Raw genomic sequence first — 22,938 nt, 5'->3', positions numbered from 1 at the left:
ACCGGTACGAAGATGGGCGCGGCTCAGTCTGGAGCCATCAGCCCATCAGACTGGCGCGGCGCCCGGGTCGCGGCCAAAGCCCAGGCGGCGGTCGCGGCCCTTCTGCGCCGCGGGGTGGGAGATCACACCCAGCACCGGCAGGCCGATCCCCTCCACCAGGTCCGCTTCGGAACGTACGCGGCGATTGATCAGTTCCAGGCCCAGGGCGGCCATCACGCCCAGCACCAGGCCGACGAACATGGACAGGATCAGGTTGATGAACAGGCGCGGGCTGGACGGCGCGGTGGGCGGCATGGCGCTGGCCAGGATGGAAATGTCGGACTGGTTGGACTGGCCTTCCAGGTTGGTCTGGGTGAAGCGCTGGGCGGTCAGCTCGTAGGCGCGCTGGGCGCTGTCGAGATCACGCGAGAGCACCGACAGTTCGTCGCGGGTGCGATTGAGCTCCAGCACCTTCTGCTTTTGCGCATTGAATTCGCTGCGGATCTCGGCTTCGCGCTTCTGCAGGATGCTGGCGTTGGTGGCCACGCTGGCCGAGGTGGCGGCAATGGCGGCATTCAACTGGGCGCGCAGGCCATCGACTTCGGCCTTGGCGTTCAGGTAGTCCGGGTGCTGGGTGCCCAGGCGCTTGGCGGCCTGGGCGAAGCGGGCTTCGGAGGCGGCCAGGTTGGCCTTCAGGTTCTGCACCAGCGGATTGCCGTTGACGTCCGGCGAATTCTGGGCGCTGCCTGCGGCCTGGCGGCGCGACTGCGCTTCGGCCAGTGCGCCTTGGGCGGCCACCAGCTGGGTGGAGAGATCATTGAGGCGATTGTTTTCCACGTCCACGCGGTTGTCCAGGTTGGTGATGCCGTGTTCCTGCTGGTACTTGGACAGCTTGGCCTGGGCCTGCTCGTAGTTCTCGCGCAAGACCTTGATCTGGTCATTGAAGTAGGCCGATGCCTTGCGGGTCGGGTCCAGCTTGAGCTGCATGCTGACCTGCTGGTAGGCCTCGGCAAAGGCGTTGGCCATGGTCGCCACGGTCTGCGGGTCGCGGCCCTTGTAGGTGATGTCGATCACGCTGCTGTCACGCGAGGCTTGCGCATCGAGGTTGCCCAGCAGGATGCCGGCCAGCCAGTTGCGGATGTCGAGCTGGCTGTTGCTGTTGGCGTAGCTCTCCTTGACGGCGGGGTCTTGCGCCAGCTTGAGCGCGTCCACCACCGCCAGCGCGGTGCTGCGGCTGTTGATGATATCCACCTGCGTGGGCATGTAGCCCGGCAGCGCCTGGGCCGTGACCATGGTGCCGGTCACCGGATCGGTGGCCTTGTAGTTCAGCACCACCGAGGAGGTGGCCTTGTAGGTCTTGGGCAAGACCAGGCTCACCACCAGCGCCGCCGCCACGGTGACGCCGAAGATGGCCAGGATGATCTTGAGATGGGCCCGCAGGATCAGCAGGAACTGGGATAGGTTCATTGGAATACTCCTGACAAGAATGTCGTGACCGGGAAGCTCTGGGCTGGACGCTGACGGCGCCCGGTCAGAACCAGCTTTCCTTGACGTAGACGATGTCGTCCGGCAGCAGCAGGTCGTCCTTCTTGACGCTGATTTCCTGCAGCTCGCCATTGGCATCGCGCCGCTTGACCTTGAGCCCGCGCTCGGTGCCGCGCGGGGTCAGGCCGCCGCCCAGGGTCAGGGCCTGCAGCACGGTGGTGCCGCGTTCGAGCTTGTAGGCGCCGGGACGCTGCACTTCGCCGTAGATGTAGAAGCGCTGGTAACGCTCCACATAGACCACGTCATTGGCGCCCACGGTGGGCAGCTCGGTGGTGTCGCCGTTGTGGGTGATGGCGTAGATATCGACGACGTTACGGGTGACCTTGCCGTCCTCGGTGCGCACGATGGTGATGGTGTCGCCGCCGTCGGGATTGACGCCGCCGGCCAGCGCGATCACATCGGCCACATTGCGGCGGCCATCAAGGGGATAGCGGCCGGGCTTGTAGACCTGGCCCAGCACCGAGATCATCTGGCTGGCCGGGGCCGTGACCAGGATGTTGACCTGCGGGTTGACCAGGTAACCGCCCTGCTTGAGCATGCCGGCGATCTTGCGCTCGGCCTGGGCAGTGGACATGCCGCCGACCTTGACCTCGCCGATCAGGGGATAGCTGATGATGCCGGCCTCGCTGATGCGGGTTTCCAGCGTCAGGTCCTGGCTGCCGTAGACGTTGATGCGGATCACGTCACCCGGCCCCAGGGGAATATCCTCGGCGCGAGCGCTGCCCGAGAAGGCGAGCACAGCAACCAGCAAACCTGCAAGCATTAGCAAAATTTTTCTCATGATTGTTTTGACTCCGGAGTTATGCCTGTACGGCCTGATTCGATGTTGGGGGTCTTGCAAATTCTGGCGGCGCGGCCCTAGCGGATGGCGGCGCCTGCCGCGACGTCCTTGCCGGGGCTGGTCGCATCGGCCACGGGGGCGACGCTGTTGTCCTTCAAGGTCTTGGCCGAATCGAAGTAGACGATCTTGGCGTCGGCCTTGAGCCGGGCCACGGCCTGCTCGGTGATTTCGCCCTGGCGCTGGTTGGCCAGGTATTGCTCGATCTGCTGGGTGGCGGCCGCGCGCGAGAGCGGCACGTTGCGCACATCGGCCAGCGCGGCCAGGATGGCGGCATCGCCCTCATTGACGATGAAGAGCTGGCCCTTTTCCATCTTCTTGACGCCGGCCAGCATCGGCGGCGGCAGGTCCATGGAGGTCTTGGTGACCTGCAGGCGCGTGAAGGGGATGTGCTGCTTCTGCAGCCAGGCCGCCACGTCTTCCAGCGGACGCACGCCCACCATCATCTTGGTGAGTTCCTCATTGACGCTGGCGCGGTCGATCACCAGCTCGGCGAATTCGTATTGCTGCCGCTGCGCGAACCAGTCCGGATGCTGGTCGTAGAAGGTGCTGACCTCTTGCTGGCTGGGCCGCGCGGGCTTGGCCAGCTTGCGCTGCACATAGCTTTGCGCCAGTACCAGGTCGCGCGCACGCTCCATGTCGGCCAGCACGGCGGGGTCGGCGTCGAGCTTTTCCTTGCGCGCTGCATTGACCAGTACCTGGCGCGCCACCAGGCCATCGAGCAATTGCTTGTTGGCTTCGCGCGCACCGCCCTTGCCCAGTTCGGCGTTGAGCTGGTGGATGGTGATTTCCTTGCCGTCCACGCTGGCCAGGGCCTGCCCGGAAGCGGCCTGCTCCTGCTTCCCGCAGGCTGCCAGCAGCGCCAGCATGAGCAAGGCGGCGCCGCTCTTGAGCGCGCCTGCGGCAGGTCGGGTGATACCTTTTTCTGTCTTCATTTCTTCGTATCCTTGGTACTTGGTAAGGCTGGCAGCTTCGTTCTCAGCGAGATCGGGTCAATAAGCGTTTTCCCGCTTGAGCACCAGGCGCACGGTCTGCACGATGATCCAGAGATCGAAGGTGAGCGACCAGCGGCGCAGGTACTCCAGGTCGAATTCGATACGGGCCTTCATCTTGTCCAGCGTCTCGGTCTCGCCACGCAGGCCGTTGACCTGGGCCCAGCCGGTGATGCCCGGCTTGACCTTGTGGCGCAGCATGTAGCCCTTGATCTGCTTGCGATAGAGCTCGTTGTGGGCCACTGCGTGCGGACGCGGGCCGACGATGCTCATGCGTCCCTGCAGGACGTTGACGAACTGCGGCAGCTCGTCCAGCGACGACTTGCGCAGGAAGCCGCCGATCTTGGTCAGGCGGGCGTCGCCCTTGGTGGCCTGCTGCACATTGGCGCCGTCTTCCAGCACGGTCATGGAGCGGAACTTGTAGACCACGATCTCTTCGCCATCGAGCCCGTAGCGGCGCTGCTTGAAGATCACCGGACCCGGCGAGGTGGCCTTGACGCAGATGGCGATGACCACCAGTACCGGCAGCAGCATGAGCAGGATGACGGTGGCCAGCAGGATATCGCTGACGCGCTTGACGAAATTGTTCATGCCCGTGAAGGGCGTTTCGCAGATGGCCATCACGGCCATCCCGCCGACGTAGTCGAAGCGGGCCTGGATCAGATTGAAGATGTAGATGTCGGGAACGAAGTAGATCGAGGCGGTGGTGTCCTGCAGCTCGTCGATCATCTGCAGCACGCGCGGCTGGGCCGAGATGGGCATGCTGATGTAGACCATGTTGATGTTGTGCTTGCGCACATAGGCGGCCACGTCGGACATCTTGCCCATCAGGGGCGTGAAGGTACCCTGCGGCTGGCGGCCGATCTCGCGGTCATCGAAGAAGCCCATGAGCTTGATCATCAGCGCGGGATAGTTGTCCATGCGCTCGGCCAGCTTCAGCGCGGCCGGGTTGACGCCAATGATGATGGCCTTGCTGACCTCGCCCTTGGTATGCAGGTCACGCATGACGCGCGACTGCGCGTACTGCGACACCAACAGGCCCAGCGGCGTGCCGATCACCCAGGCCGCCAGCACGCCCGGCGCGAACTGCTGGTAGAACTCGCAGACATAGCCGATCAGGCCCAGCACCGCCACCACGGCAAACCAGTCCACGAAGATCGATGCCACCGGACGCGCCCCCTTGGGATTGCGGCGCAGGCGGCGCTCGTGGAATTCGGTGAAGAAATAGGAGCTGATGAAGAAGGCCATGATGGCCAGCATCCAGTAGTCCCCCGAGAACGGCAGTCCGTGCAGGCGTACCAGCACCCACAGGTAGGCCACGATCATGGCCGGTTCCAGCAGGCGCTTGAACACCATGACGATCACGTTGGGCTTGACGTTCACCATGGGAAGGGTGTCACGGATCTCATTCATTTTGGGGGCCTCAGAACTCATAGCGCGTGGTCAAAGCAATACCGTTGGAGACATAGCCATAACCGCTGATGTTGGAGGACGAATCCTCACGGTAGATGGCCGCCATCAGGGACAGCGAGCGCAGGGGGGCGTAGATGACGCCGAAGCTGTATTTCTTGTAGGTATCCTTGCGGCCGGAGGGCGTGACACCGGTGACCACGGCTGCACCGTTGTAGTCACGTCGCTGGTAATCGATGCCGGCATCCACGCGGATCTTCTCGGTGGCGCGCCAGCGGGTGGACAGGCTCAGGCCGTTGGTCAAGGCGTAGTTGGCGTCGACGTCGCTCACGCCACCGATCTCGCGATACAGGTTCATCGTGAAAGCGGTCTTGGCAGTGGCGTCCCAGTCGGCGATCAGGCGCGCATTGAGACCGCTGAAATTGGCCGCGCCGCCCGTGTCACGCTCGCGGCGCACATAGCCGCCGAGGAACTGCAACTTGGTCTTGTCACTGTAGAGCCAGGAGACGCGCGCCTTCAATTCATCCTGGCTGAACGAGTTGTTGATCAGCGTGCCGCTCACCAGGGTCGGCTCGGGGTAATTGCCGCGCGTATGCCTGACCTGGAGGCCGGCGATGCTGCCACTGCGAGCGGTGTAGTCCAGACCCATTTCGTAGATGTCCTGCGAAAAGCTGTTGTTCTGCAAGGAAGGCAGGTCGTAGCCGAGACTGAAGCGCGAATACTGACCGCGCACAGTCCAGTCCGGGTGCAATTGCCAGGCTGCCGTGGCATAGCGGGTCTGCGCGGTGCGGATGTTCTTCTCCAGCACGCGCAGGTTCTGGAACGGCGTCAGACCTTGCGAATACACATAACCGATGTCACCCGAAAGATGCTCTCCCAGCACCCAGCCCCAATAGGCATTGAGGTCGCGCTGGTCGTTGTTGAACTGCCTGAAATTGTCAAAGGTGTTCTGCGTCAGCCGTGCGTCAAGCCGGATATGTTGGCGGCTGAACATCCGGTCAAAGCGCACTCCGCCTGCCTTGGACTGCACGGTGTCGGACATTTGCGTCGTGCCCAGCGTGGACTGCGCCTGCGCCGAATCACGCAGTCGCAGCAAATTGTCGTCATAGAGGATCGAGTACTGCACGTACGGCGTCACCACCTGGCCATCATCGTCGGCATGGGCCTGCTGGGCGGCCATGAAGGCAAGCACAGCAAGGACTTGCGCACTACGTCTACGATTGAGCCAGGAATGTCTCTGCCAAGCCATCTTTCCAATGTCCTTTCTTTTTAGATAAATCTTTTATAACAGTGGCGATTTCCGGCGTCGGCATTGCTGCGTCGCAACAGAAAAAATCAGAGTTCATCATGCATCATTTTTGACACTTAATCAAAAAATATTTGTTGCCAAACGAAACAATGTGTGCTAAGGCAAAAACACCCCTCTTCCGTCAATCGGATAAGTCCGATAGCTCTTGTAGGAAGAACGGAAGTTTTGGGTTCGGAAGCTCCGACACGGCTGTTTTTCTGCGTTTTTGATGAACTTGGCGGGCATCGGGGGATCAAGCTCATCTTGGACTTGGCGTTGAGCGCCCTGCTTTTTCTTTTCCTTCATGAAGTGACGACAGACTGGATGTTTGGTTTTCTTTCCCAAGAGTGGTGGCATGCCCTGAGCTTTTTCGGCGACAGTGCGCTGACTGTTCCCGGTGCGGTTGTGCTGGCCCTGTGGCTGGCCGCCAATGGGCGCTGGCGCACGATGCTGCGCTGGCTATGCGCCTTTGGCGGCGCGATGATGATCGTGGTGGTAAGCAAGCTGCTCTTCATGGGCTGGCATATCGTGCCGCCCTGGCTACCCAACTTCACCGGCGTGAGCGGCCACTCGGCCTCGGCCATGTGCTTCTATCTGGGACTGGGCTTGCTGCTCAGCGAAGCAAAGAGCGGCACGGCGCGCGCAGTGACGGTATCGGGAGCGGTACTGCTGGCGGTGACGGTGGGACTGTCGCGGCTGGCGATCAAGGTCCACTCGCCCTCGGAAGTGATCACCGGCCTGGCGCTGGGGGCATTGGCCGGGGCCTGGTTCTGGCTGGGACTGCGCGGACCGGCCGAGGTCTTGCGCCGACGCTTCGTGCTGGTGGCCTTCGCGGCCTTCATGCTGGCGGGATCGGATGCGCGGCCGGCGCCGACGCAGCAACTGCTGCAACAGATCGCGCTGTGGCTGTCCGGGCATGAGCGCGTCTATACGCGCAGCGAGCCGTTGTGAGTTGTCCGGCCTGATGAAAAAAACGCCGGATGCCCTGCGGCTCCGGCGTCATGCGACAAGCAGCGGCCCCATCAGGCCGGCTTGATCATGTAGAGCGCGTGTTCATCGTAACTGCGCAACTTGGCATGCAATGCCGGCGGCGCATCGGCCAGCACCTCGAATCCACAGCTGCGCCAGTAAGGCGCGGAGCCATGCACCGCCACCAGCGCGGCATGCGCCAGGTCATCCTTTTCCATGAGCGTCGACAGTTGCTGCATCAGTGCGCGACCCAGTCCGGCTGAGCGCGCCGTCGGCAACAAGGCGACGTCGTGCAGGTAGAGGCAGTCGGCACGAGGATCAAGTTCTACCAGGAAACTGTCCAGCGCCGGAGGCTGACCCAGAAGAGCCGGATGCATGAACGCATACCCGACTGCCTGACCTGTGCCACTACCCTCACGAGCGATGCAGCATCCCTGTGGATACAACGCCAACCGCTCGGCAAAGACTTCGCGCCGCTCGTAGAATCCCGCATGCACCAGCGCCGCGATCGCCATGACAGCATCGAGGTCAGCGAGCTGCATGGGTTGCCATGTCATGCTCATAGAATAAAAGACCTATATTTTTTTATATCATTTATATAATTTTCGAGTATCGAGGCCACAAACCATATGCGCCAAGAAAAAAACCGCTGGCAAGCAGCGGTTTTGCAAATGATCCGGCCAGCAGGGCTCAGGCGGCGGCCACGGCTTCCGGGCGCAGCACCTGCAGGATATCCAGTAGTTCCGCGCGCACCTTCTCGATGCCCTCTTCATCCAGGCTGATCGATGGCGGCTCGGGAATCTCGGGCTGCTCGGGCTCGTTGCTGCCATCGAGCTTGTTGCGCGCACCGCTGATGGTGAAACCCTGCTCGTAGAGCAGCTCGCGGATGCGGCGGATCAGCAGCACTTCATGATGCTGGTAGTAGCGCCGATTGCCGCGCCGCTTCACGGGCTTCAACTGCGTGAATTCCTGCTCCCAGTAGCGCAGCACGTGCGGCTTGACGCCACAGAGTTCGCTGACCTCGCCAATGGTGAAGTAACGCTTGGCCGGAATGGGCGGCAAGACGATTGCCGCAGGCTTATTGACACGATCGTTCATAGATTAGACGGACATTTCAACGGGGCTGCCGCTGGAGAGCTCCACCATTTCCTTCAGTTTCTGACTTGCGTGGAAAGTGACCACGCGCCGTGCGGTAATCGGTATTTCCTCACCGGTCTTGGGATTGCGGCCAGGCCGTTGCGGCTTGTCGCGCAGCTGGAAATTGCCGAAGCCGGACAACTTGACGGCCTCGCCGCGCTCGAGGGCGTTGCGGATCTCGTCGAAGAAGGTTTCCACCATGTCCTTGGCTTCGCGCTTGTTCAGACCGACCTGCTCGAACAAAAGTTCGGCCAGCTCGGCCTTGGTCAGCGTGGGCAGGTTCTTGTCGGCCTGCGAGCGCGCCTGGGATTCAAGCACGGCGCGATGCAGGTCGGCGTCCAGCACGGATTGAAATTCGTTCGAATTCACGTTGTTCATGGCGATGAATGACTGGGCCTCAACCGATTCCGGTCTGTAATTATTTTCGCTCGCGGACATCACATCAGGCACGCAGTCTGGCGCCGAGCTTGGCGCTCGCAGCGGCCACCAGTGCATTCATCGCAAGGTCAACCTTGTCATCCTGAAGGGTGTTTTGAGTATCTTGCAAGGTGCAGCGGAACGCAAGGCTTTTTTCGTCGCTCTCCAGTCCGCGACCTTGATATTCATCAAATAAAACAAGGGCTTGCAGAATCTGGCAGGCCGGATTGGCCTGCTTCTCGGCGGCAAAGACGTCCATGAGCTGCTGCGCCCCCACGGACTGCTTGACCACCAGGGCGATATCGCGGCTCACGGCCGGGAACTTGGAAATCTCGACATAGGTCGGCAGGTCGCGCTGCTGCAATGCATCAGCATCGACTTCGAAGACCACCGGCGCCAGCGGCAGGTCGTACTTCTGCTGCCACTTGGGATGCAGTTCGCCGATCACGCCGATGACCTGCTCACCCAGCAGCACCTGGGCCGTGCGCCCCGGATGCAGGGCCGGATGCTCGCTCTTGACGAAGCGCAGGGTGCGCGGCGCGAACAGCGCTTCCAGGTCGGCCTTCACATCGAAGTAATCGACGTTGCGGGTCGCCTGCCCCCATTGCTCCTCGGCTACTGGACCATAGGCCAGGGCCGCCACGCGCTTGGGCTGGTCGAAACCGGCCACGGCCAGCGGACCATCGGTCACGGCGGCGTTCTTGCTGAATACCGCACCGACTTCAAAGACGCGGATACGCGCGGCCTTGCGGTTGACGTTATAGCGCGCATTGGCGACCAGGCCGGCGATGAGCGAAGAGCGCATCACGCTCATCTGGCTGGCGATCGGGTTCAACAGCTTGATGGGATCGGTGTTGCCGGCGAAGTCGGCTTCCCAGGCGCTTTCCACGAAGCTGAAGTTGACCACTTCCTGATAATCCTGGTCAGCCAGCAGGCGACGGATGGCGAACAGCGAACGGGTGTTCTCCGGCGCGATGCGCATGGCATGGGCAGCCACCGGCGGCAGTGCCGGGATGTTCTCGAAACCGTAGACGCGGGCGACTTCTTCGATCAGGTCTTCTTCGATCTCGATGTCGAAGCGATAGGACGGCGGCGTCACCGAGAACAGGCCCGGCTGGTAGTCGAAGGACAGGCCCAGGCGCTTGAAGATGTCCGAGACCATCTCGTCAGTGATCTCCACGCCGATCACCTTGGCAGCGCGTGCGGTGCGCAGCGTAACCGGTTCGCGCTTGGGCAGGTTGACGATCTGGTCGTCCACCGGACCCACACGGGTCTCGGCGGTGCCGCAGATTTCCAGCAGCAGCGCGGTGATGCGTTCGATGTGATCGACCACGGTGGCGAAGTCGACGCCACGCTCGAAGCGATGCGCGGCATCGGTCGAGAAGTTGTAGCGGCGGGCGCGGCCCTGGATGGCCTGCGGGAACCAGAAGGCCGCTTCCAGGTAGATGTTGGTGGTGTCCAGCGAGACGGCGGTAGCGTCGCCCCCCATGATGCCGGCCAGCGATTCGAGCTCCTTGTCGTCCGAGATCACGCCGACCCATTCATCGACTTCCACGGTATTGCCGTTCAAGAGCTTCAAGGACTCGCCCTTGCGACCCCAGCGCACATCCAGGCTGCCGTGGATCTTGTCGAGATCGAACACGTGGGAGGGACGGCCCAGCTCCAGCATGACGTAGTTGGAAATGTCCACCAGCGCCGAGATCGGGCGCTGGCCGCTGCGCTCCAGACGCTGCTTCATCCATTGCGGGGTGGCGGCCTTGGCGTTGAGGCCACGGATGACACGACCGGCGAAACGGCCGCACAGGTCGGGCGCGGAAATGCGCACCGGCAGCTTCTCATCCAGGTTGACGGCGGCCGGCTGGAAGGTCGGGGCCTTCAGCGGGGTGCCGGTCAGGGCCGAGACTTCACGCGCCACGCCCAGCACCGACAGGCAATCCGCCTTGTTGGGGGTGAGCTTGATGGTGAACTTGAGGTCATTCAACTGCAGGTAGTCACGGAAATTCTGGCCCACCGGCGCATCGTCGGGCAACTCCAGCAGGCCGCCATGATCTTCCGACAGCTTCAGCTCGCGCGCCGAGCACAGCATGCCTTGCGATTCCACCCCGCGCAGCTTGCCGACCTTGATCTCGAAGGGCTTGCCATCGGGGCCCGGCGGCAGCACGGCGCCGACCATGGCGCAAGGCACCTTCAGACCGGCACGCACATTGGGCGCGCCACAGACGATGTTGAGGATGGTGCCGGTATGCACGTTGACGCGGCAGACGTTCAGGCGATCGGCATCGGGGTGCTTGGCGACTTCCAGCACCTCACCCACCACCACATTGGTGAACGGGGGCGCAACCGGTTCGACTTCCTCGACTTCCAGGCCGGACATGGTCAGCAGATGCGACAGTTCATCCGAGGTCATGGTCGGGTTGACCATGGTACGCAGCCAGTTTTCAGAGAATTGCATGATTCAGACTTTCAGCTATCAGCCAGAGGCGCGCTGCGACGTAACTTGAGGTGACGTGACACAGCACCCTTCATTCGGATTAATTGAATTGCTTCAGGAAGCGCAGGTCGCCTTCGTAGAACAGGCGCAGGTCGTTGATCCCATAGCGCAGCATGGTCAGGCGCTCAAGGCCGGAGCCGAACGCGAAACCGATGTACCGCTCGGGATCCAGGCCCATGTTGCGCACCACGGTCGGATGCACCTGCCCGGCGCCGGAGACTTCCAGCCAGCGGCCCTTCAACGGACCGCTGCCGAAGGCGATGTCGATCTCGGCTGAGGGCTCGGTAAAGGGGAAGTAGGAGGGACGGAAGCGCACCTGCAGGTCATCGGTCTCGAAGAAGGCCTTGACGAAGTTGAGGTAGACGCCCTTCAAGTCGGCGAAGCTGATGTCCTCGGCGATCCACAGGCCTTCGACCTGGTGGAACATCGGCGAGTGGGTGGCGTCGCTGTCGACGCGGTAGGTGCGGCCCGGGGCGATGACCTTGATGGGCGGCTTGTTCATGCGGGCGTAGCGCACCTGCATCGGGCTGGTGTGGGTACGCAGCAGCAGGGGCTTGCCCTGGCTGTCGTTGCCTTCGATGTAGAAGGTGTCCTGCATGGAGCGCGCCGGGTGGTTCTCGGGGCTGTTCAATGCAGTGAAGTTGGTCCAGTCGGTCTCGATCTCGGGACCGTCAGCAACATCAAAACCGATGGAGCGGAAGATTTCCTCGACACGCTGCCAGGAGCGCATCACCGGGTGGATGCCGCCCACGCCACGGCCGCGGCCCGGCAGGGTGACGTCGATGGCTTCGGCATTCAGGCGCGCCTGCATCTGGGCATTGGCCAGCGCATCGCGGCGTGCGGTCAGCGCGTTTTCGATCTGTTCCTTGGCGACGTTGATGATCGCCCCTTGCACCTTGCGCTCTTCCGGCGCCAGCTTGCCCAGCCCCTTCATCTGCTCGGTGATCTGGCCGGTCTTGCCGAGGTACTTGGCCTTGGCGTTTTCCAGTGCGGCGGCGTCGGGCGCGGCGGCGAAATCAGCCTGCGCCTGCGTGACCAGTTGGCCCAGGAGTTGGTCTAGGGGATTCATGCGGTAAGTCTCGCTCCAATCGAAAATCCGACGACGAAGTCGAAAAGGAAAAAAATCCACGAAACCGTGGATCAAAAACATACGGGGCATCGGTGTGACACCTCTGCCCCGCAGGATTTTGCAGCGCCGGCTGCTCGTCTGACTTGCGTCGTGGATGTTGCGGCCGGCTACCGCGTCAACACGCTGTCGATTTAGGCGGCAGCGATGTTGGCCTTCACCTGGTTGACGATGGCGGCGAAAGCAGCCTTGTCGGTGACAGCCATATCGGCCAGAACCTTGCGGTCCAGTTCGATCGCAGCCTTCTTCAGGCCGTTCATGAACACGCTGTAGGTCACGCCGTGCGAACGCGCAGCGGCGTTGATACGGGCGATCCACAGTGCGCGGAACACGCGCTTCTTGTTACGACGGTCACGGTACGCGTATTGACCAGCGCGCATGACTGCTTGCTTGGCGATACGGTAGACGTTTTTACGACGGCCGCGGTAACCCTTGGCGAGTGCGAGGACTTTCTTGTGACGGGCACGTGCTGTTACCCCACGTTTGACTCTAGGCATAGTAGCTCCTTAGTGTAGGTGAGGTTAAGCGAACGGCAGCATCGCGCGAACGGAATTCAGGTTCGTCTCATGGACGCCCTCGGTACCGCGCAGTTGACGCTTGTTCTTGGTGGTCTTCTTGGTCAGGATGTGACGCTTGAAGGCTTGACCGCGCTTGACGGTACCGCCCGGGCGGACGCGAAAACGCTTTTTCGCGCTGCTCTTCGATTTCATCTTAGGCATAGCAACTCTGTCCTTTCGGACAGCTCCATTTTTTGATGATTGCAGGTGGCAGCACACTCGCTGCTCTTGGATGCCTGCTCTCACTTATTTGACAGCGGGAGAACCCGCTGCTTTTGCCTGGCGCAGTCGCCTGCGCCCTGCAAATCCTTTGTCGGCCTTCGCTGCCGCGTTGTGGCGGCATGGACGACACCGGGGAGATGTCGTCCTGATACGGCTAACTGCTTGAAACCCTACAACCTGGAAAGCTGAAAAATATATAAATGATTTAAATGATCCAAATGATCTAAATGATTTATTTCTTTTTCTTGGGCGCCAGCACCATGATCATCTGGCGACCTTCCATCTTGGGAAACTGCTCGACCTGGCCATACGGTTCCAGGTCAGCCTTCAGGCGCTCCAGCACACGCATGCCGATTTCCTGGTGAGCCATTTCACGACCGCGGAAACGCAGCGTGATCTTGGTCTTGTCACCCTCTTCCAGGAACTTGGTGAGGTTGCGCAGCTTGATGTTGTAATCGCCATCATCGGTACCCGGGCGGAACTTGACTTCCTTGACCTGGATGACCTTCTGCTTGAGCTTGGCCTCGTGCGCCTTCTTCTGCTCCTGGTACTTGAACTTGCCGTAGTCCATCAGACGGCAGACCGGAGGTTGCGCGGTGGGCGCAATCTCGACCAGATCGACTTCAGCCTCTTCGGAAAGACGTAAGGCTTCCGCCAGGCTGACGATGCCCAGCGGCTCGTTTTCAACACCCGAAAGGCGCACTTCTGGCGCAGTGATCTCGCGATTGAGGCGATGCGACTTGTCAGTAGCTATTGCAGTTTCCTTTTAAAATCCAATAAATTAAGCCGTGCTCTTGCGCTGGGAGGAAGCCCTAGCTTCCCCGTCTCAGGCTTTGGCGACCACCTCATCCTTGAGGCGCTCCACCAAGGTGTCGATGGACATGACGCCCAGATCGACATTGCCCCGCGCTCGCACGGCCACAGTGTTGGCATCCCGTTCTTTATCGCCGACAACCAGGATATAGGGCGGCTTCTGAATTGAATGCTGCCGTATTTTATAGGTAATCTTCTCGTTGCGCAAATCGGCCTCTACCCTAAACCCTTGTTTTTTCAGCGTTTGTGCAACGTTCTGCACATAATCCGCCTGTGCATCGGAAATATTCAGGATGACAACTTGTGTTGGCGCCAGCCACAAGGGCATCGCGCCGGCGTGGTTTTCGATCAGGATGGCGATGAAGCGCTCCAGCGAGCCGACGATGGCCCGGTGCAACATTACCGGCACCTTGCGATTGTTGTCTTCCGTGACATATTCCGCACCCAGGCGGGCCGGCATGGAGAAGTCCACCTGCATGGTGCCGCACTGCCAGGAACGGCCGATGGAATCCTTGAGGTGGTATTCGATCTTGGGACCGTAGAAAGCCCCCTCGCCCGGCAGCTCTTCCCACTCGGAGCCGGAAGCGCGGATGGCTTCACGCAGGGCGTTCTCGGCCTTGTCCCAGACTTCCTCGGCGCCGATGCGCTTTTCCGGACGCAGGGCCAGCTTCACGGCCACTTCCTTGAAACCGAAGCAGTCATAGACTTCACGCACCACGCGGTTGAAGGCAGCCACTTCATCCTGGATCTGGTCTTCGGTACAGAAGATGTGACCGTCATCCTGGGTAAAGCCGCGCACGCGCATCATGCCGTGCAGCGCACCGGAAGGCTCGTTGCGGTGGCACTGGCCGAATTCGCCGTAGCGCAGCGGCAGGTCGCGGTAGCTGTGCAGGCCGGAATTGAAGATCTGGATGTGTCCCGGGCAGTTCATCGGCTTCAAGGCATAGGCGCGATTTTCGGACTCGGTCGTGAACATGTTTTCACGATAGTTTTCCCAGTGACCGGTCTTTTCCCACAGGGAACGGTCCAGGATCTGCGGCGCCTTCACTTCCTGATAGCCATTGTCCTGGTAGACGCGGCGCATGTATTGCTCGACCTGCTGCCAGATGGTCCAGCCCTTGGGGTGCCAGAAGATCAGGCCCGGCGCCTCGTCCTGGAAGTGGAACAGGTCCAGCGCGCGGCCCAGCTTGCGGTGGTCGCGCTTTTCGGCCTCTTCCAGCATGTGCAGGTAGGCTTCCTGGTCTTCCTTCTTGGCCCAGGCGGTGCCGTAGACACGCTGCAGCATCTCGTTGTTGGAGTCGCCACGCCAGTAGGCGCCGGCCAGCTTCATCAGCTTGAAGACCTTCAGCTTGCCGGTAGACGGCACGTGCGGGCCGCGGCAGAGGTCGGTAAAGCTGCCTTCGGTGTAGAGCGACACATCCTCGTTCTGGGGAATGGAGGCAATGATCTCGGCCTTGTAGTCCTCGCCGATGGACTTGAAGTAAGCCACGGCCTCATCACGCGGCAGCACCTTGCGGGTGACCGGCTCATCCTTCTTGGCCAGCTCGGCCATCTTCTTTTCGATGGCTTGCAGGTCTTCCGGAGTGAACGGGCGCTTGTACGAGAAGTCGTAGTAGAAGCCATTGTCGATGACCGGGCCGATGGTGACCTGAGCGTCCGGGAACAGCTCCTTGACCGCATAGGCCAGCAAGTGGGCGGTGGAGTGACGGATCACCTCCAGACCATCCGCATCCTTGTCGGTGATGATGGCCAGTTCTGCATCCTTGTCGATCAGGTAGGAGGTATCGACCAGCTTGCCATCGACGCGGCCAGCCAGGGCCGCCTTGGCCAGGCCGGTGCCGATGTTGGCAGCGACCTGCGCCACCGTGACCGGGTTGTCGAACTGGCGTTGCGAACCATCGGGAAGACGAACTGAAACCATTGTGCACTCCATGTCGGCAGCCTTGCTGCCTTGCCTGTTGAGGGTAATGTCGAAAAGACGGACGAAAAAAAACGCGGACCAGCCGCGCTTTTTCAAAGGACGAAAAAGAACCCGACTAGCGTCGCGTTAAAACCTCGGTGGTAGTTCGCGGTGTCATAACCGGTTTGCCTTTCTCGCTCTTACAGATTCGGTATAGGGACCACCTGATTGGGTCCGCCGCAGGGCGGTCGCACAGGGTAGGCGGCGATTATAGCAAATTTCGCCCCATGCATTGGCACAAGTATTCACCAGCGCTGCAGCGCCGGCACGACCATGACATCACAACAAGCCCGGACGCCAGATACGCACCAGGGCGACCGTAGCACAACGTTCCTCAGCGAATCTCATCATTTACCGACGCAAATATCCGTCTTTACACGCACTGCCCCGCGCCCTGCCGCTTTTGCGTGCTAGGATCAGGATCAATTCAAGGAGAACAGCATCATGCCGGACGCCAAGAACTGCATCGAGCAACATTCGCAACGGACCGTCATCAACAACCGTGAATACACACTGCAAAGTCGCACGGTCGAGCTGGATAACGGCGAGCGGCACGAGGAATATCGGGTCCTGCTGGACGGCCTGGAAATCAAGTCATGGACGCGCGGCGACGTCGTCCGCTATTTTGGCCTGGGCTGAAACGACCCGCCTCCGCACCAATGAAAAAACGGCATCCGCAGATGCCGTTTCTTTTTCCCGGGCAAGACTGCTCAGCAGCCCGCGCAGGCCATCAGAACCTCAGGCCTTGGCCAGATGCGCGCGACGCGCCAGGATCTTCTCGATCTTGTCCTTGAGCGTGGCGGCGTTGAAGGGCTTGACGATATAGCCGTCCGCACCGGACTGGGCCGCCTCGACGATATTTTCCTTCTTGGCTTCGGCCGTGATCATCAGCACCGGGAGATGCGCCATCGACGGCGTGGCGCGAATCTTCTTGAGCAGGGCCAGACCATCCATGACGGGCATATTCCAGTCGGTCAGCACGAACGTCACCGGCAAGGCTCCCGCCTCCAGGATCTTCAGCGCCGAAGAACCATCATCGGCCTCCACCATCTTGGTGTATTCGAGTTCCTTCAGCAGCCCGCTGACAATACGACGCATGGTCGAAAAGTCATCAACTACCAGGAAATACTGATCATCTGCCGCCATAGCTAATTTCGTTTTTTCGGTGAGATAAGAGTTCGAGGACAAAACTCGCAAAAAATTCGTTAGCAAGTTTAATTCATTTTTCGATGCTTCCGCGAAACATCGGGCTGGATAAACGCCAAAACGAGGTTTTACCGGGCAGTAATCCAGCCAGCATTGATCGGGGACAAGCCGGCGCAAGGCAGGTCACGCGCTGCAGGAAAGAGCGAGGAAAGAAAAGTGAGAGGCAAAAAACAAAAAAGGAAGTCGCCAATGCGCTTCCTTTTCGGTATCACTTCGCTGCCAACCCCTCTGCATCGACAGAAGAATTGGTAGGCACGATTGGACTCGAACCAACGACCCCTACCATGTCAAGGTAGTGCTCTAACCAGCTGAGCTACGCGCCTAGCGAAAACGGTGCATCAAAAATCAAAAAGGAAGCAGCCGGAGCGCCTCCTTTGAGCTTTCTTCGCCCCAACCCTTCCACACCAGGAAGAATTGGTAGGCACGATTGGACTCGAACCAACGACCCCTACCATGTCAAGGTAGTGCTCTAACCAGCTGAGCTACGCGCCTAACGAAGAAGCGAGAGTATAGGAAGCTTTTGGACTTTTGCCAAGGGGTAAATGGCAAAATCATCAAAAAATTTCAGCTTCCCTTCTCGACCGCCCTGCCCCGCTCTTATTGCCGCTTGGCCTCGATCACGCCCTTGACCTCGCGGATCACCGTCAAGGCCTTCTGCAACTGCTCGGTAGAGCCGATCTCGGCGGTAAAGGCCATGCGTGCATGCCCCTTGACGCTCTGCGTACTCACGCCGATCACATTGATCTTGTCGCGCAGGAAGATATCGGAGATATCCCGCAGCAAGCCCTGGCGATCGCTGGCCAGCACGAAGATATCCACCGGATAGACCGTCTCGCGCGCCGGCGCGCCCCAGGTCGTCTGGATCACCCGCTCGGGCGCGTGCAAACTCATCTCGGCGAAGTTCTTGCAACTCACGCGGTGAATGGACACGCCTTTGCCACGCGTGACAAACCCGGCGATGGCGTCCGGCGGAGCTGGCTTGCAGCAACGCGCCAGTTGCGTCAACAGACCATCGGTGCCCACCACCAGCACCCCTGACTTGGCGCCCTGCACGATGCTGGACGCACGGCTCTTGCGGGTGATGAGGGTCTCGTCGTCGATCTCGGGCTTCTTTTCCTGCCCCTCGTGCAAGGCCTGCTCGACGTGACGCAGGCTGAATTCTTCCTTGGCCAGCGACAGGCACAGGTCATCGACCTTGGCAAAGCCCAGCTTCTGCGCCAGCTCTTCCAGGTTGACCGCCGTCTTGCCCTCGCGCTGCAAGGTCTTTTCCAGCAAGCCCCGGCCCACCGACAGGGTTTCCTGCTGCTCGATGGCGTTGAACCAGGCGCGGATCTTGGAACGCGTGCGCGAGCTGACCGCATAATCCGGACTGAGCCAGTCACGCGACGGCCCCACGCCGGGGCCGCTCTTGACGGTGATGATCTCTACCGTCTGGCCATTCTTGAGCGCCGTGTTCAATGGCACCATCACCCCATCCACACGCGCCCCTCGGCAGCGGTGGCCGACATCGCTGTGCAGGTGATAGGCGAAATCGATGGGCGTGGCGCCGCTGGGCAATTCGATCACCCGCGCCTGGGGCGTGAGCACATAGATGCGCTCGTCCAGGGTGGCCGACTTCAGCTTCTCGACCCAGTCGCGGCGCACCTCTTCCTGGTCCACCACGGCGTCGGTGACTTCATTCTTCCAGGCCAGCAGCTGGCGCAGCCAGGCGATCTTCTCGTCGTATTTCTGGGCAGAGAAATTGGAACCGCCACTCTCCTTGTAGCGCCAGTGCGCCGCCACCCCGTACTCGGCGAAATGATGCATCTCGTGGGTGCGGATCTGCACTTCCAGCGCCCGGCCATCCTCGGCCGTCACCACCGTGTGCAGCGACTGGTAACCGTTCTGCTTGGGCCGCGAGATGTAGTCATCGAACTCTTCGGGAATCGGCGTCCAGATATCGTGCACGATGCCCAGCACTGCATAGCAGGTCTTGACGTCATCGACGATCACGCGGAAGGCGCGCACGTCATAGAGTTCCGAGAAGTCGATGTGCTTGCCGCGCATCTTGTTCCAGATGCTGTAGATATGCTTGGGTCGGCCACTGACCTCGGCACGGATATCCTGCGCCGCCATCTCGGCGCGCAGGCGCGCAATGGCGTTGGCGACGAAGGCTTCGCGCTCCAGCCGCTTTTCTTCCAGCATCTTGGCGATGCGCTTGTAGGTCACCGGCTCAAGGAAGCGGAAGGACAGATCCTCCAGCTCCCACTTCAGCTGCCAGATCCCCAGCCGGTTGGCCAGCGGCGCATACAGCTCGAAGGTCTGGCGCGCGTAGTTGGCGCTGGCCTCGTCTTCCTGCTTGGTTTCGGCGAAGTAGCGCAGCGTGGCCACACGCGAGGCCAGGCGCACCAGCACCGCGCGCATGTCGGTGGCCATGGCCAGCAACATCTTGCGCAGGGTCTCGATCTGCGCGGCGGCCTGCTGGGCAGCGTTCTTGCCACGCAAGACCTCCTGCTGCGGCTGGAAGCTGAAGCTGTGGAAGCGCATCAGTTGGCGCACATTGCCCACCAGGTCGGCAATCTCCTTGCCGAAACGCTCTTCCAGCTTCTCTTCCAGTTCGGGATGCAGCATCTGCACCTCGAAGGCCAGCGCGGCGATACGGGTGGCGGCATCGACATTGAGCGCAGTCAGCACCGTGGCCACCGAGATGGAGAACTGCAGCGCGTTCTGCCCGGACAGGATCTGCCTGTCGGCATAGAGCGGCTCGAGCTCGGCCAAGGCCTGCGCGACCCGTGCGGCATCCTCAGGACCGAGACCAGCGGTGAGCGCCGCCAGGCCTTCGCCCTGTGTACTTGCTACCGAAACCATAAATGATTACTTCTGTGCAGCGACGATGATGATTTCCACCAGCAGTTCGGGACGGGCCAGCTTGGCTTCGACGGTGGCGCGCGGAGGGGCATTGCCGGGCGCGACCCATTCGTCCCAGACGGCGTTCATGCCAGCAAAATCCTTCACGTCGGACAGGAAGATCTGGCACGACAGGATCTTGCTCTTGTCGCTGCCGGCCTCGGCCAGCAGGCGGTCGATATGACCCAGCACTTCGCGGGTCTGGCCTTCGATGTTCTGGGTGGTGTCTTCGGCGATCTGGCCGGCCAGGTAGACGGTGCCGTTGTGGATGGCGACTTCGGAGAGACGGTTGCCGACGTGCAGGCGTTGTACGGACATGGTGATTCCTTTTACGTGATGCCCGGCTCCCGAAGAGCCGGCTGATTCAAAATCAACTTCAAATTCAAAAACGGCGTGCAGCAGGCGCACTCAGCCCAGCAGGAACTGGCGGGCGACCTCGATCTGCGGTGCATGCATGAAGGTCGGTGCATGTCCCACATCAGGCAATTCAACCAGCTTGGCCTTGGGGCCGCGGCGGGTCATTTCCTGGGCCACCTCCGGCAACAGCAGGTCGGATTGGGCGCCGCGCACCAGCAACGTGGGACAACGGATGGCGTCATAGGCGGCCCACAGCATCTGCTCGGCCACGCTGGCGGCTTCAGGCGTGGTCTGCTTGAACGGCAGCGCCAGGGCGAGATCGTAGTGACGCACCCACTGACCCTGTTCGTTCTGGCGCAGCACGTCCTTGGCCAGCTTGTGCCATTCCTCGTCGCTGTGCTGGCCGAAGCTGGCCGAGATGGTGCGGATGTACTGGGCAGCCTCCTCGAAACTGTCGAAGCGCACGTCCTGGCCGATGTAGTCACCGATGCGCGCCAAGGCGGCACCATTGATGGACGGGCCGATATCGTTCAAGACCAGGCGACGGATGGGATTGCCCGGCAGCGAGGCCAGCGCCATGCCGATCAGGCCGCCCATGGAAGTGCCGAACCAGTCGACGATCTGCGCGTCCAGACGCGCCAGCAGCGTGACCATGTCACTGACATACTGCGGCACCGTATAGAACTGCGGATTGGCCAGACGCCCGGAGCGCCCGCGCCCCACGACATCCGGACAGATCACGCGATAGGTATCGCACAGCTCGCGCGCCATGCGATCGAAATCATCGGAGACGCGGGTGACGCCATGGACGCAGACCAGCACATTGGGATTGCGCGCGTCGCCCCACTCCTTGTAGGCCATGGTGTGCAAACCGGCGGGCGAGATGCACTGCACTGTCTTGACTACGGCTTCAGTCATGGTGAGGGTTTTCCAGATGAAAGAAGACGTCATTCTACCCTCTCACGACAGCTTATCGGCCGAAAATGAAACTCTCGGACGGGATGGAATGCCGTCCGGCGCGTGCAAACAGACCGGACGTGGTGCACGAACCAGATGTATCAAAAACCCGGAATTTTCCGCAGAAAAAACGGATGATGCAGTGCAAGTCGCTGCTATAATGCGTCCCTTTTCCGGCGGCCCTCGCCGGCATCTCTCATGCCTGAGTGGTGAAATTGGTAGACACAGCGGACTTAAAATCCGCCGCTTACCCGGAAGGGGGCGTGCCGGTTCGACCCCGGCCTCAGGCACCAGTCAAGGCTTTCAAGCCGATGCGATGGCTTCCGATGGAAATATCGCAGTCCTGCAGAAGCAGCCCGTAGTACCAATCCCCTAACGATTTACGACACGTATGCAGGCGGACCTGATCAACAGGATGGCCAGACGTCGGATAAGGCGATTTAGGAGGAGATCAGACGCTGGTGAGTGAAATTTGAGTGCGCGATCTGCCCAAAAGGCCATATTGTGTAATCGTGTGTACAATCCACAATACCCTGCATGAACAGCGCAGCCCTCATCAAACGACTCAAGGCCGACGGCTGGTACCTGGTACATACAGTAGGCTCGCACCACCAGTTCAAGCATCCGACCAAGCGCGGCAAGGTGACGGTGCCACATCCCAAGAAGGATCTGCCCTTGTCCACGCAGAACAGCATTCTCAAGCAAGCGGGCCTGAAGTAACGGCCATCAGGAGAAACCCATGCTCTACCCTCTCTACGTCCACAAGGATGCCGAAAGCGCCTATGGCGCTGCCTTCCCCGATTTTCCCGGCTGCTTCGCCGCAGCGGACGAGCTGCAGGATCTGCCCGCCGCCGCGCAGGAGGCGGTGGAGGCGCATTTCCACGGGCACGCCGAGCCTATCCCCGACCCGAGCGCGCCCGAAGAATGGGTTGACGATGAACAATTCCAGGGCGGTTACTGGATGCTGGTGGAGATCGATCTGTCGCGCGTGAACGCCAAGTCAGTACGACTCAACGTCAGCCTGCCGCAGAACCTGGTGGCGCGCATCGATTCCGTGGCACAGGCGCGACGCATGTCACGCTCGGCCTTCCTGGCGCTGGCGGCTGAGCACGAAATGCAGAGCGGAATACGCTGATCTTTTGCCCGCCGCCCTCGCGCGGGGCAAGTGAATTTCTCACGAACGCATGAAGCCAGTGGCAGGAACGCTGAGATCAGATTCGATGGAGGATGTAAAAGGCGGCCTCTTTGCCGGGCAAGGGCCAAGCGTGCAACAGCCCTCAACGCTTGAGCAACTCCAGCGCGTCTTCCGCCACGCTGCGCAGGTTGGTAATGGTGGCGTTGAGTTCGGCCAGCTCGGCCGCGGTCGGCGGCTGATCCATGCCATTCTTTACCAGCGAAGCCTTGATGATCGTGGCGGCCATCTGCCACGCAGCTTTATTGTGCGCGTCAACCAGCTCACGCCGGATACGGTCCAATTCCGCTTTCTGATGTTTGTCCATTGCTGTCGTTGACGAGGCTGTATTCGAATCGGTGCATGTGCGATGCAGGTTCACCTTAGTCCCGATGGAAAACCCTTCTGCTGCAGGCTCTCAACATTACTTTCAGTCGGGCAATTTAACAAGTGATTTTACCTTCAGGTATCTGACCGATGAGCTTTGACGAGCCTTGTTCCCGTCGAGTGATAAGCGCTTCGAGCTGAACTGTTACCGATCTTTACGATCTGTCCAAACCTGGCATAGCCCGAATCCTTTACAATTCCCGCCACTCGTCTGTCTGCCGTTGGAGATC

The 22,938-nt window shown here is 60.8% G+C and carries 23 protein-coding genes and 3 tRNA genes; 5 read left to right on the top strand and 21 right to left on the bottom strand.

Features of this window, described 5'->3' with window-relative positions; translation table 11 throughout:
• Positions 1-45: 45 nt before the first annotated feature.
• From epsF to epsL, 5 genes are all read right to left on the bottom strand, one after another.
• Positions 46-1,446, bottom strand: a complete 1,401-nt coding sequence (gene epsF / locus BGK68_RS17060; protein ID WP_075258063.1) for a chain length determinant protein EpsF — start codon at positions 1,444-1,446, stop codon at positions 46-48.
• A 64-nt stretch (positions 1,447-1,510) separates the two neighbouring features.
• Positions 1,511-2,305 carry a polysaccharide export protein EpsE gene (gene epsE, locus BGK68_RS17055; RefSeq protein WP_075258062.1) on the bottom strand — a complete coding sequence of 265 codons (795 nt, stop codon included), beginning with the start codon at positions 2,303-2,305 and terminating at the stop codon, positions 1,511-1,513.
• A gap of 77 nt (positions 2,306-2,382) precedes the next feature.
• Positions 2,383-3,297: an EpsD family peptidyl-prolyl cis-trans isomerase gene (locus BGK68_RS17050; RefSeq protein WP_075258061.1), complete on the bottom strand. Its 915-nt coding sequence runs from the start codon at positions 3,295-3,297 to the stop codon at positions 2,383-2,385.
• 57 nt (positions 3,298-3,354) lie between these two features.
• Positions 3,355-4,767: an undecaprenyl-phosphate glucose phosphotransferase gene (locus tag BGK68_RS17045; protein WP_075258060.1), complete on the bottom strand. Its 1,413-nt coding sequence runs from the start codon at positions 4,765-4,767 to the stop codon at positions 3,355-3,357.
• Between the two features lie 10 nt (positions 4,768-4,777).
• Positions 4,778-5,956: an XrtB/PEP-CTERM-associated polysaccharide biosynthesis outer membrane protein EpsL gene (gene epsL, locus BGK68_RS17040; protein WP_233149331.1), complete on the bottom strand. Its 1,179-nt coding sequence runs from the start codon at positions 5,954-5,956 to the stop codon at positions 4,778-4,780.
• Between the two features lie 420 nt (positions 5,957-6,376).
• On the opposite strand from epsL, the gene BGK68_RS17035 reads away from it, so the two are divergent.
• Positions 6,377-7,003, top strand: coding sequence for a phosphatase PAP2 family protein (locus BGK68_RS17035; RefSeq protein ID WP_075258059.1), 627 nt, complete (start codon positions 6,377-6,379; stop codon positions 7,001-7,003).
• 71 nt (positions 7,004-7,074) lie between these two features.
• On the opposite strand, the gene BGK68_RS17030 is transcribed toward BGK68_RS17035, so the two are convergent.
• The 9 genes from BGK68_RS17030 to thrS all read right to left on the bottom strand — a co-directional run bounded on the left by BGK68_RS17030 (position 7,075) and on the right by thrS (position 15,705).
• Positions 7,075-7,563 carry a GNAT family N-acetyltransferase gene (locus tag BGK68_RS17030; RefSeq protein WP_233149330.1) on the bottom strand — a complete coding sequence of 163 codons (489 nt, stop codon included), beginning with the start codon at positions 7,561-7,563 and terminating at the stop codon, positions 7,075-7,077.
• Positions 7,564-7,711: 148 nt separating this feature from the next.
• Positions 7,712-8,119 carry a MerR family transcriptional regulator gene (locus tag BGK68_RS17025; protein ID WP_075258057.1) on the bottom strand — a complete coding sequence of 136 codons (408 nt, stop codon included), beginning with the start codon at positions 8,117-8,119 and terminating at the stop codon, positions 7,712-7,714.
• Positions 8,120-8,122: 3 nt separating this feature from the next.
• Positions 8,123-8,536, bottom strand: coding sequence for an integration host factor subunit alpha (locus tag BGK68_RS17020; protein ID WP_026051953.1), 414 nt, complete (start codon positions 8,534-8,536; stop codon positions 8,123-8,125).
• A gap of 64 nt (positions 8,537-8,600) precedes the next feature.
• Positions 8,601-11,027 (bottom strand): phenylalanine--tRNA ligase subunit beta, encoded by a 2,427-nt coding sequence (pheT, locus tag BGK68_RS17015; protein ID WP_075258056.1) that lies wholly within the window; start codon positions 11,025-11,027, stop codon positions 8,601-8,603.
• Positions 11,028-11,106: 79 nt separating this feature from the next.
• Positions 11,107-12,135 carry a phenylalanine--tRNA ligase subunit alpha gene (gene pheS / locus BGK68_RS17010; protein ID WP_075258055.1) on the bottom strand — a complete coding sequence of 343 codons (1,029 nt, stop codon included), beginning with the start codon at positions 12,133-12,135 and terminating at the stop codon, positions 11,107-11,109.
• A 191-nt stretch (positions 12,136-12,326) separates the two neighbouring features.
• Positions 12,327-12,689: a 50S ribosomal protein L20 gene (gene rplT, locus BGK68_RS17005; RefSeq protein WP_006712690.1), complete on the bottom strand. Its 363-nt coding sequence runs from the start codon at positions 12,687-12,689 to the stop codon at positions 12,327-12,329.
• Between the two features lie 24 nt (positions 12,690-12,713).
• Positions 12,714-12,911: a 50S ribosomal protein L35 gene (rpmI, locus tag BGK68_RS17000; RefSeq protein WP_006712688.1), complete on the bottom strand. Its 198-nt coding sequence runs from the start codon at positions 12,909-12,911 to the stop codon at positions 12,714-12,716.
• 292 nt (positions 12,912-13,203) lie between these two features.
• Positions 13,204-13,725, bottom strand: a complete 522-nt coding sequence (gene infC / locus BGK68_RS16995; protein WP_075258054.1) for a translation initiation factor IF-3 — start codon at positions 13,723-13,725, stop codon at positions 13,204-13,206.
• 72 nt (positions 13,726-13,797) lie between these two features.
• Entirely contained in the window at positions 13,798-15,705 is a 1,908-nt protein-coding gene (gene thrS, locus BGK68_RS16990) for a threonine--tRNA ligase (RefSeq protein ID WP_075258053.1), read from the bottom strand.
• Between the two features lie 483 nt (positions 15,706-16,188).
• On the opposite strand from thrS, the gene BGK68_RS16985 reads away from it, so the two are divergent.
• Complete coding sequence (locus BGK68_RS16985; RefSeq protein ID WP_041311729.1) at positions 16,189-16,383, top strand: hypothetical protein; 195 nt, start codon at positions 16,189-16,191, stop codon at positions 16,381-16,383.
• Between the two features lie 99 nt (positions 16,384-16,482).
• Here BGK68_RS16985 and BGK68_RS16980 read toward each other — a convergent pair whose 3' ends face one another.
• From BGK68_RS16980 to BGK68_RS16955, 6 genes are all read right to left on the bottom strand, one after another.
• A complete protein-coding gene (locus BGK68_RS16980) occupies positions 16,483-16,890 on the bottom strand; it encodes a response regulator (protein WP_075258052.1) in 408 nt (135 codons plus the stop codon).
• 306 nt (positions 16,891-17,196) lie between these two features.
• A tRNA-Val gene (locus BGK68_RS16975) sits at positions 17,197-17,273 on the bottom strand.
• A 92-nt stretch (positions 17,274-17,365) separates the two neighbouring features.
• A tRNA-Val gene (locus tag BGK68_RS16970) sits at positions 17,366-17,442 on the bottom strand.
• 105 nt (positions 17,443-17,547) lie between these two features.
• Positions 17,548-19,797, bottom strand: coding sequence for a RelA/SpoT family protein (locus BGK68_RS16965; RefSeq protein WP_075258051.1), 2,250 nt, complete (start codon positions 19,795-19,797; stop codon positions 17,548-17,550).
• Between the two features lie 6 nt (positions 19,798-19,803).
• Positions 19,804-20,154 carry a RidA family protein gene (locus BGK68_RS16960; RefSeq protein WP_013233964.1) on the bottom strand — a complete coding sequence of 117 codons (351 nt, stop codon included), beginning with the start codon at positions 20,152-20,154 and terminating at the stop codon, positions 19,804-19,806.
• A gap of 90 nt (positions 20,155-20,244) precedes the next feature.
• Positions 20,245-21,111 (bottom strand): alpha/beta fold hydrolase, encoded by an 867-nt coding sequence (locus BGK68_RS16955; protein ID WP_075258050.1) that lies wholly within the window; start codon positions 21,109-21,111, stop codon positions 20,245-20,247.
• A 239-nt stretch (positions 21,112-21,350) separates the two neighbouring features.
• On the opposite strand from BGK68_RS16955, the gene BGK68_RS16950 reads away from it, so the two are divergent.
• From BGK68_RS16950 to BGK68_RS16940, 3 genes are all read left to right on the top strand, one after another.
• A tRNA-Leu gene (locus tag BGK68_RS16950) sits at positions 21,351-21,443 on the top strand.
• A gap of 244 nt (positions 21,444-21,687) precedes the next feature.
• Positions 21,688-21,870: a type II toxin-antitoxin system HicA family toxin gene (locus BGK68_RS16945; protein WP_075258049.1), complete on the top strand. Its 183-nt coding sequence runs from the start codon at positions 21,688-21,690 to the stop codon at positions 21,868-21,870.
• Positions 21,871-21,889: 19 nt separating this feature from the next.
• Complete coding sequence (locus BGK68_RS16940) at positions 21,890-22,285, top strand: type II toxin-antitoxin system HicB family antitoxin (protein WP_075258048.1); 396 nt, start codon at positions 21,890-21,892, stop codon at positions 22,283-22,285.
• A gap of 142 nt (positions 22,286-22,427) precedes the next feature.
• On the opposite strand, the gene BGK68_RS16935 is transcribed toward BGK68_RS16940, so the two are convergent.
• Positions 22,428-22,649 carry a hypothetical protein gene (locus BGK68_RS16935; RefSeq protein WP_041310548.1) on the bottom strand — a complete coding sequence of 74 codons (222 nt, stop codon included), beginning with the start codon at positions 22,647-22,649 and terminating at the stop codon, positions 22,428-22,430.
• Between the last annotated feature and the right edge of the window lie 289 nt (positions 22,650-22,938).

This window comes from Herbaspirillum camelliae, from assembly GCF_001929405.1.
In the GTDB taxonomy this organism is placed as follows: domain Bacteria; phylum Pseudomonadota; class Gammaproteobacteria; order Burkholderiales; family Burkholderiaceae_D; genus Herbaspirillum; species Herbaspirillum seropedicae.
The sequence above is the reverse complement of the archived record's forward strand: the minus strand, read 5'-3'. Positions and strand labels throughout refer to the sequence as shown.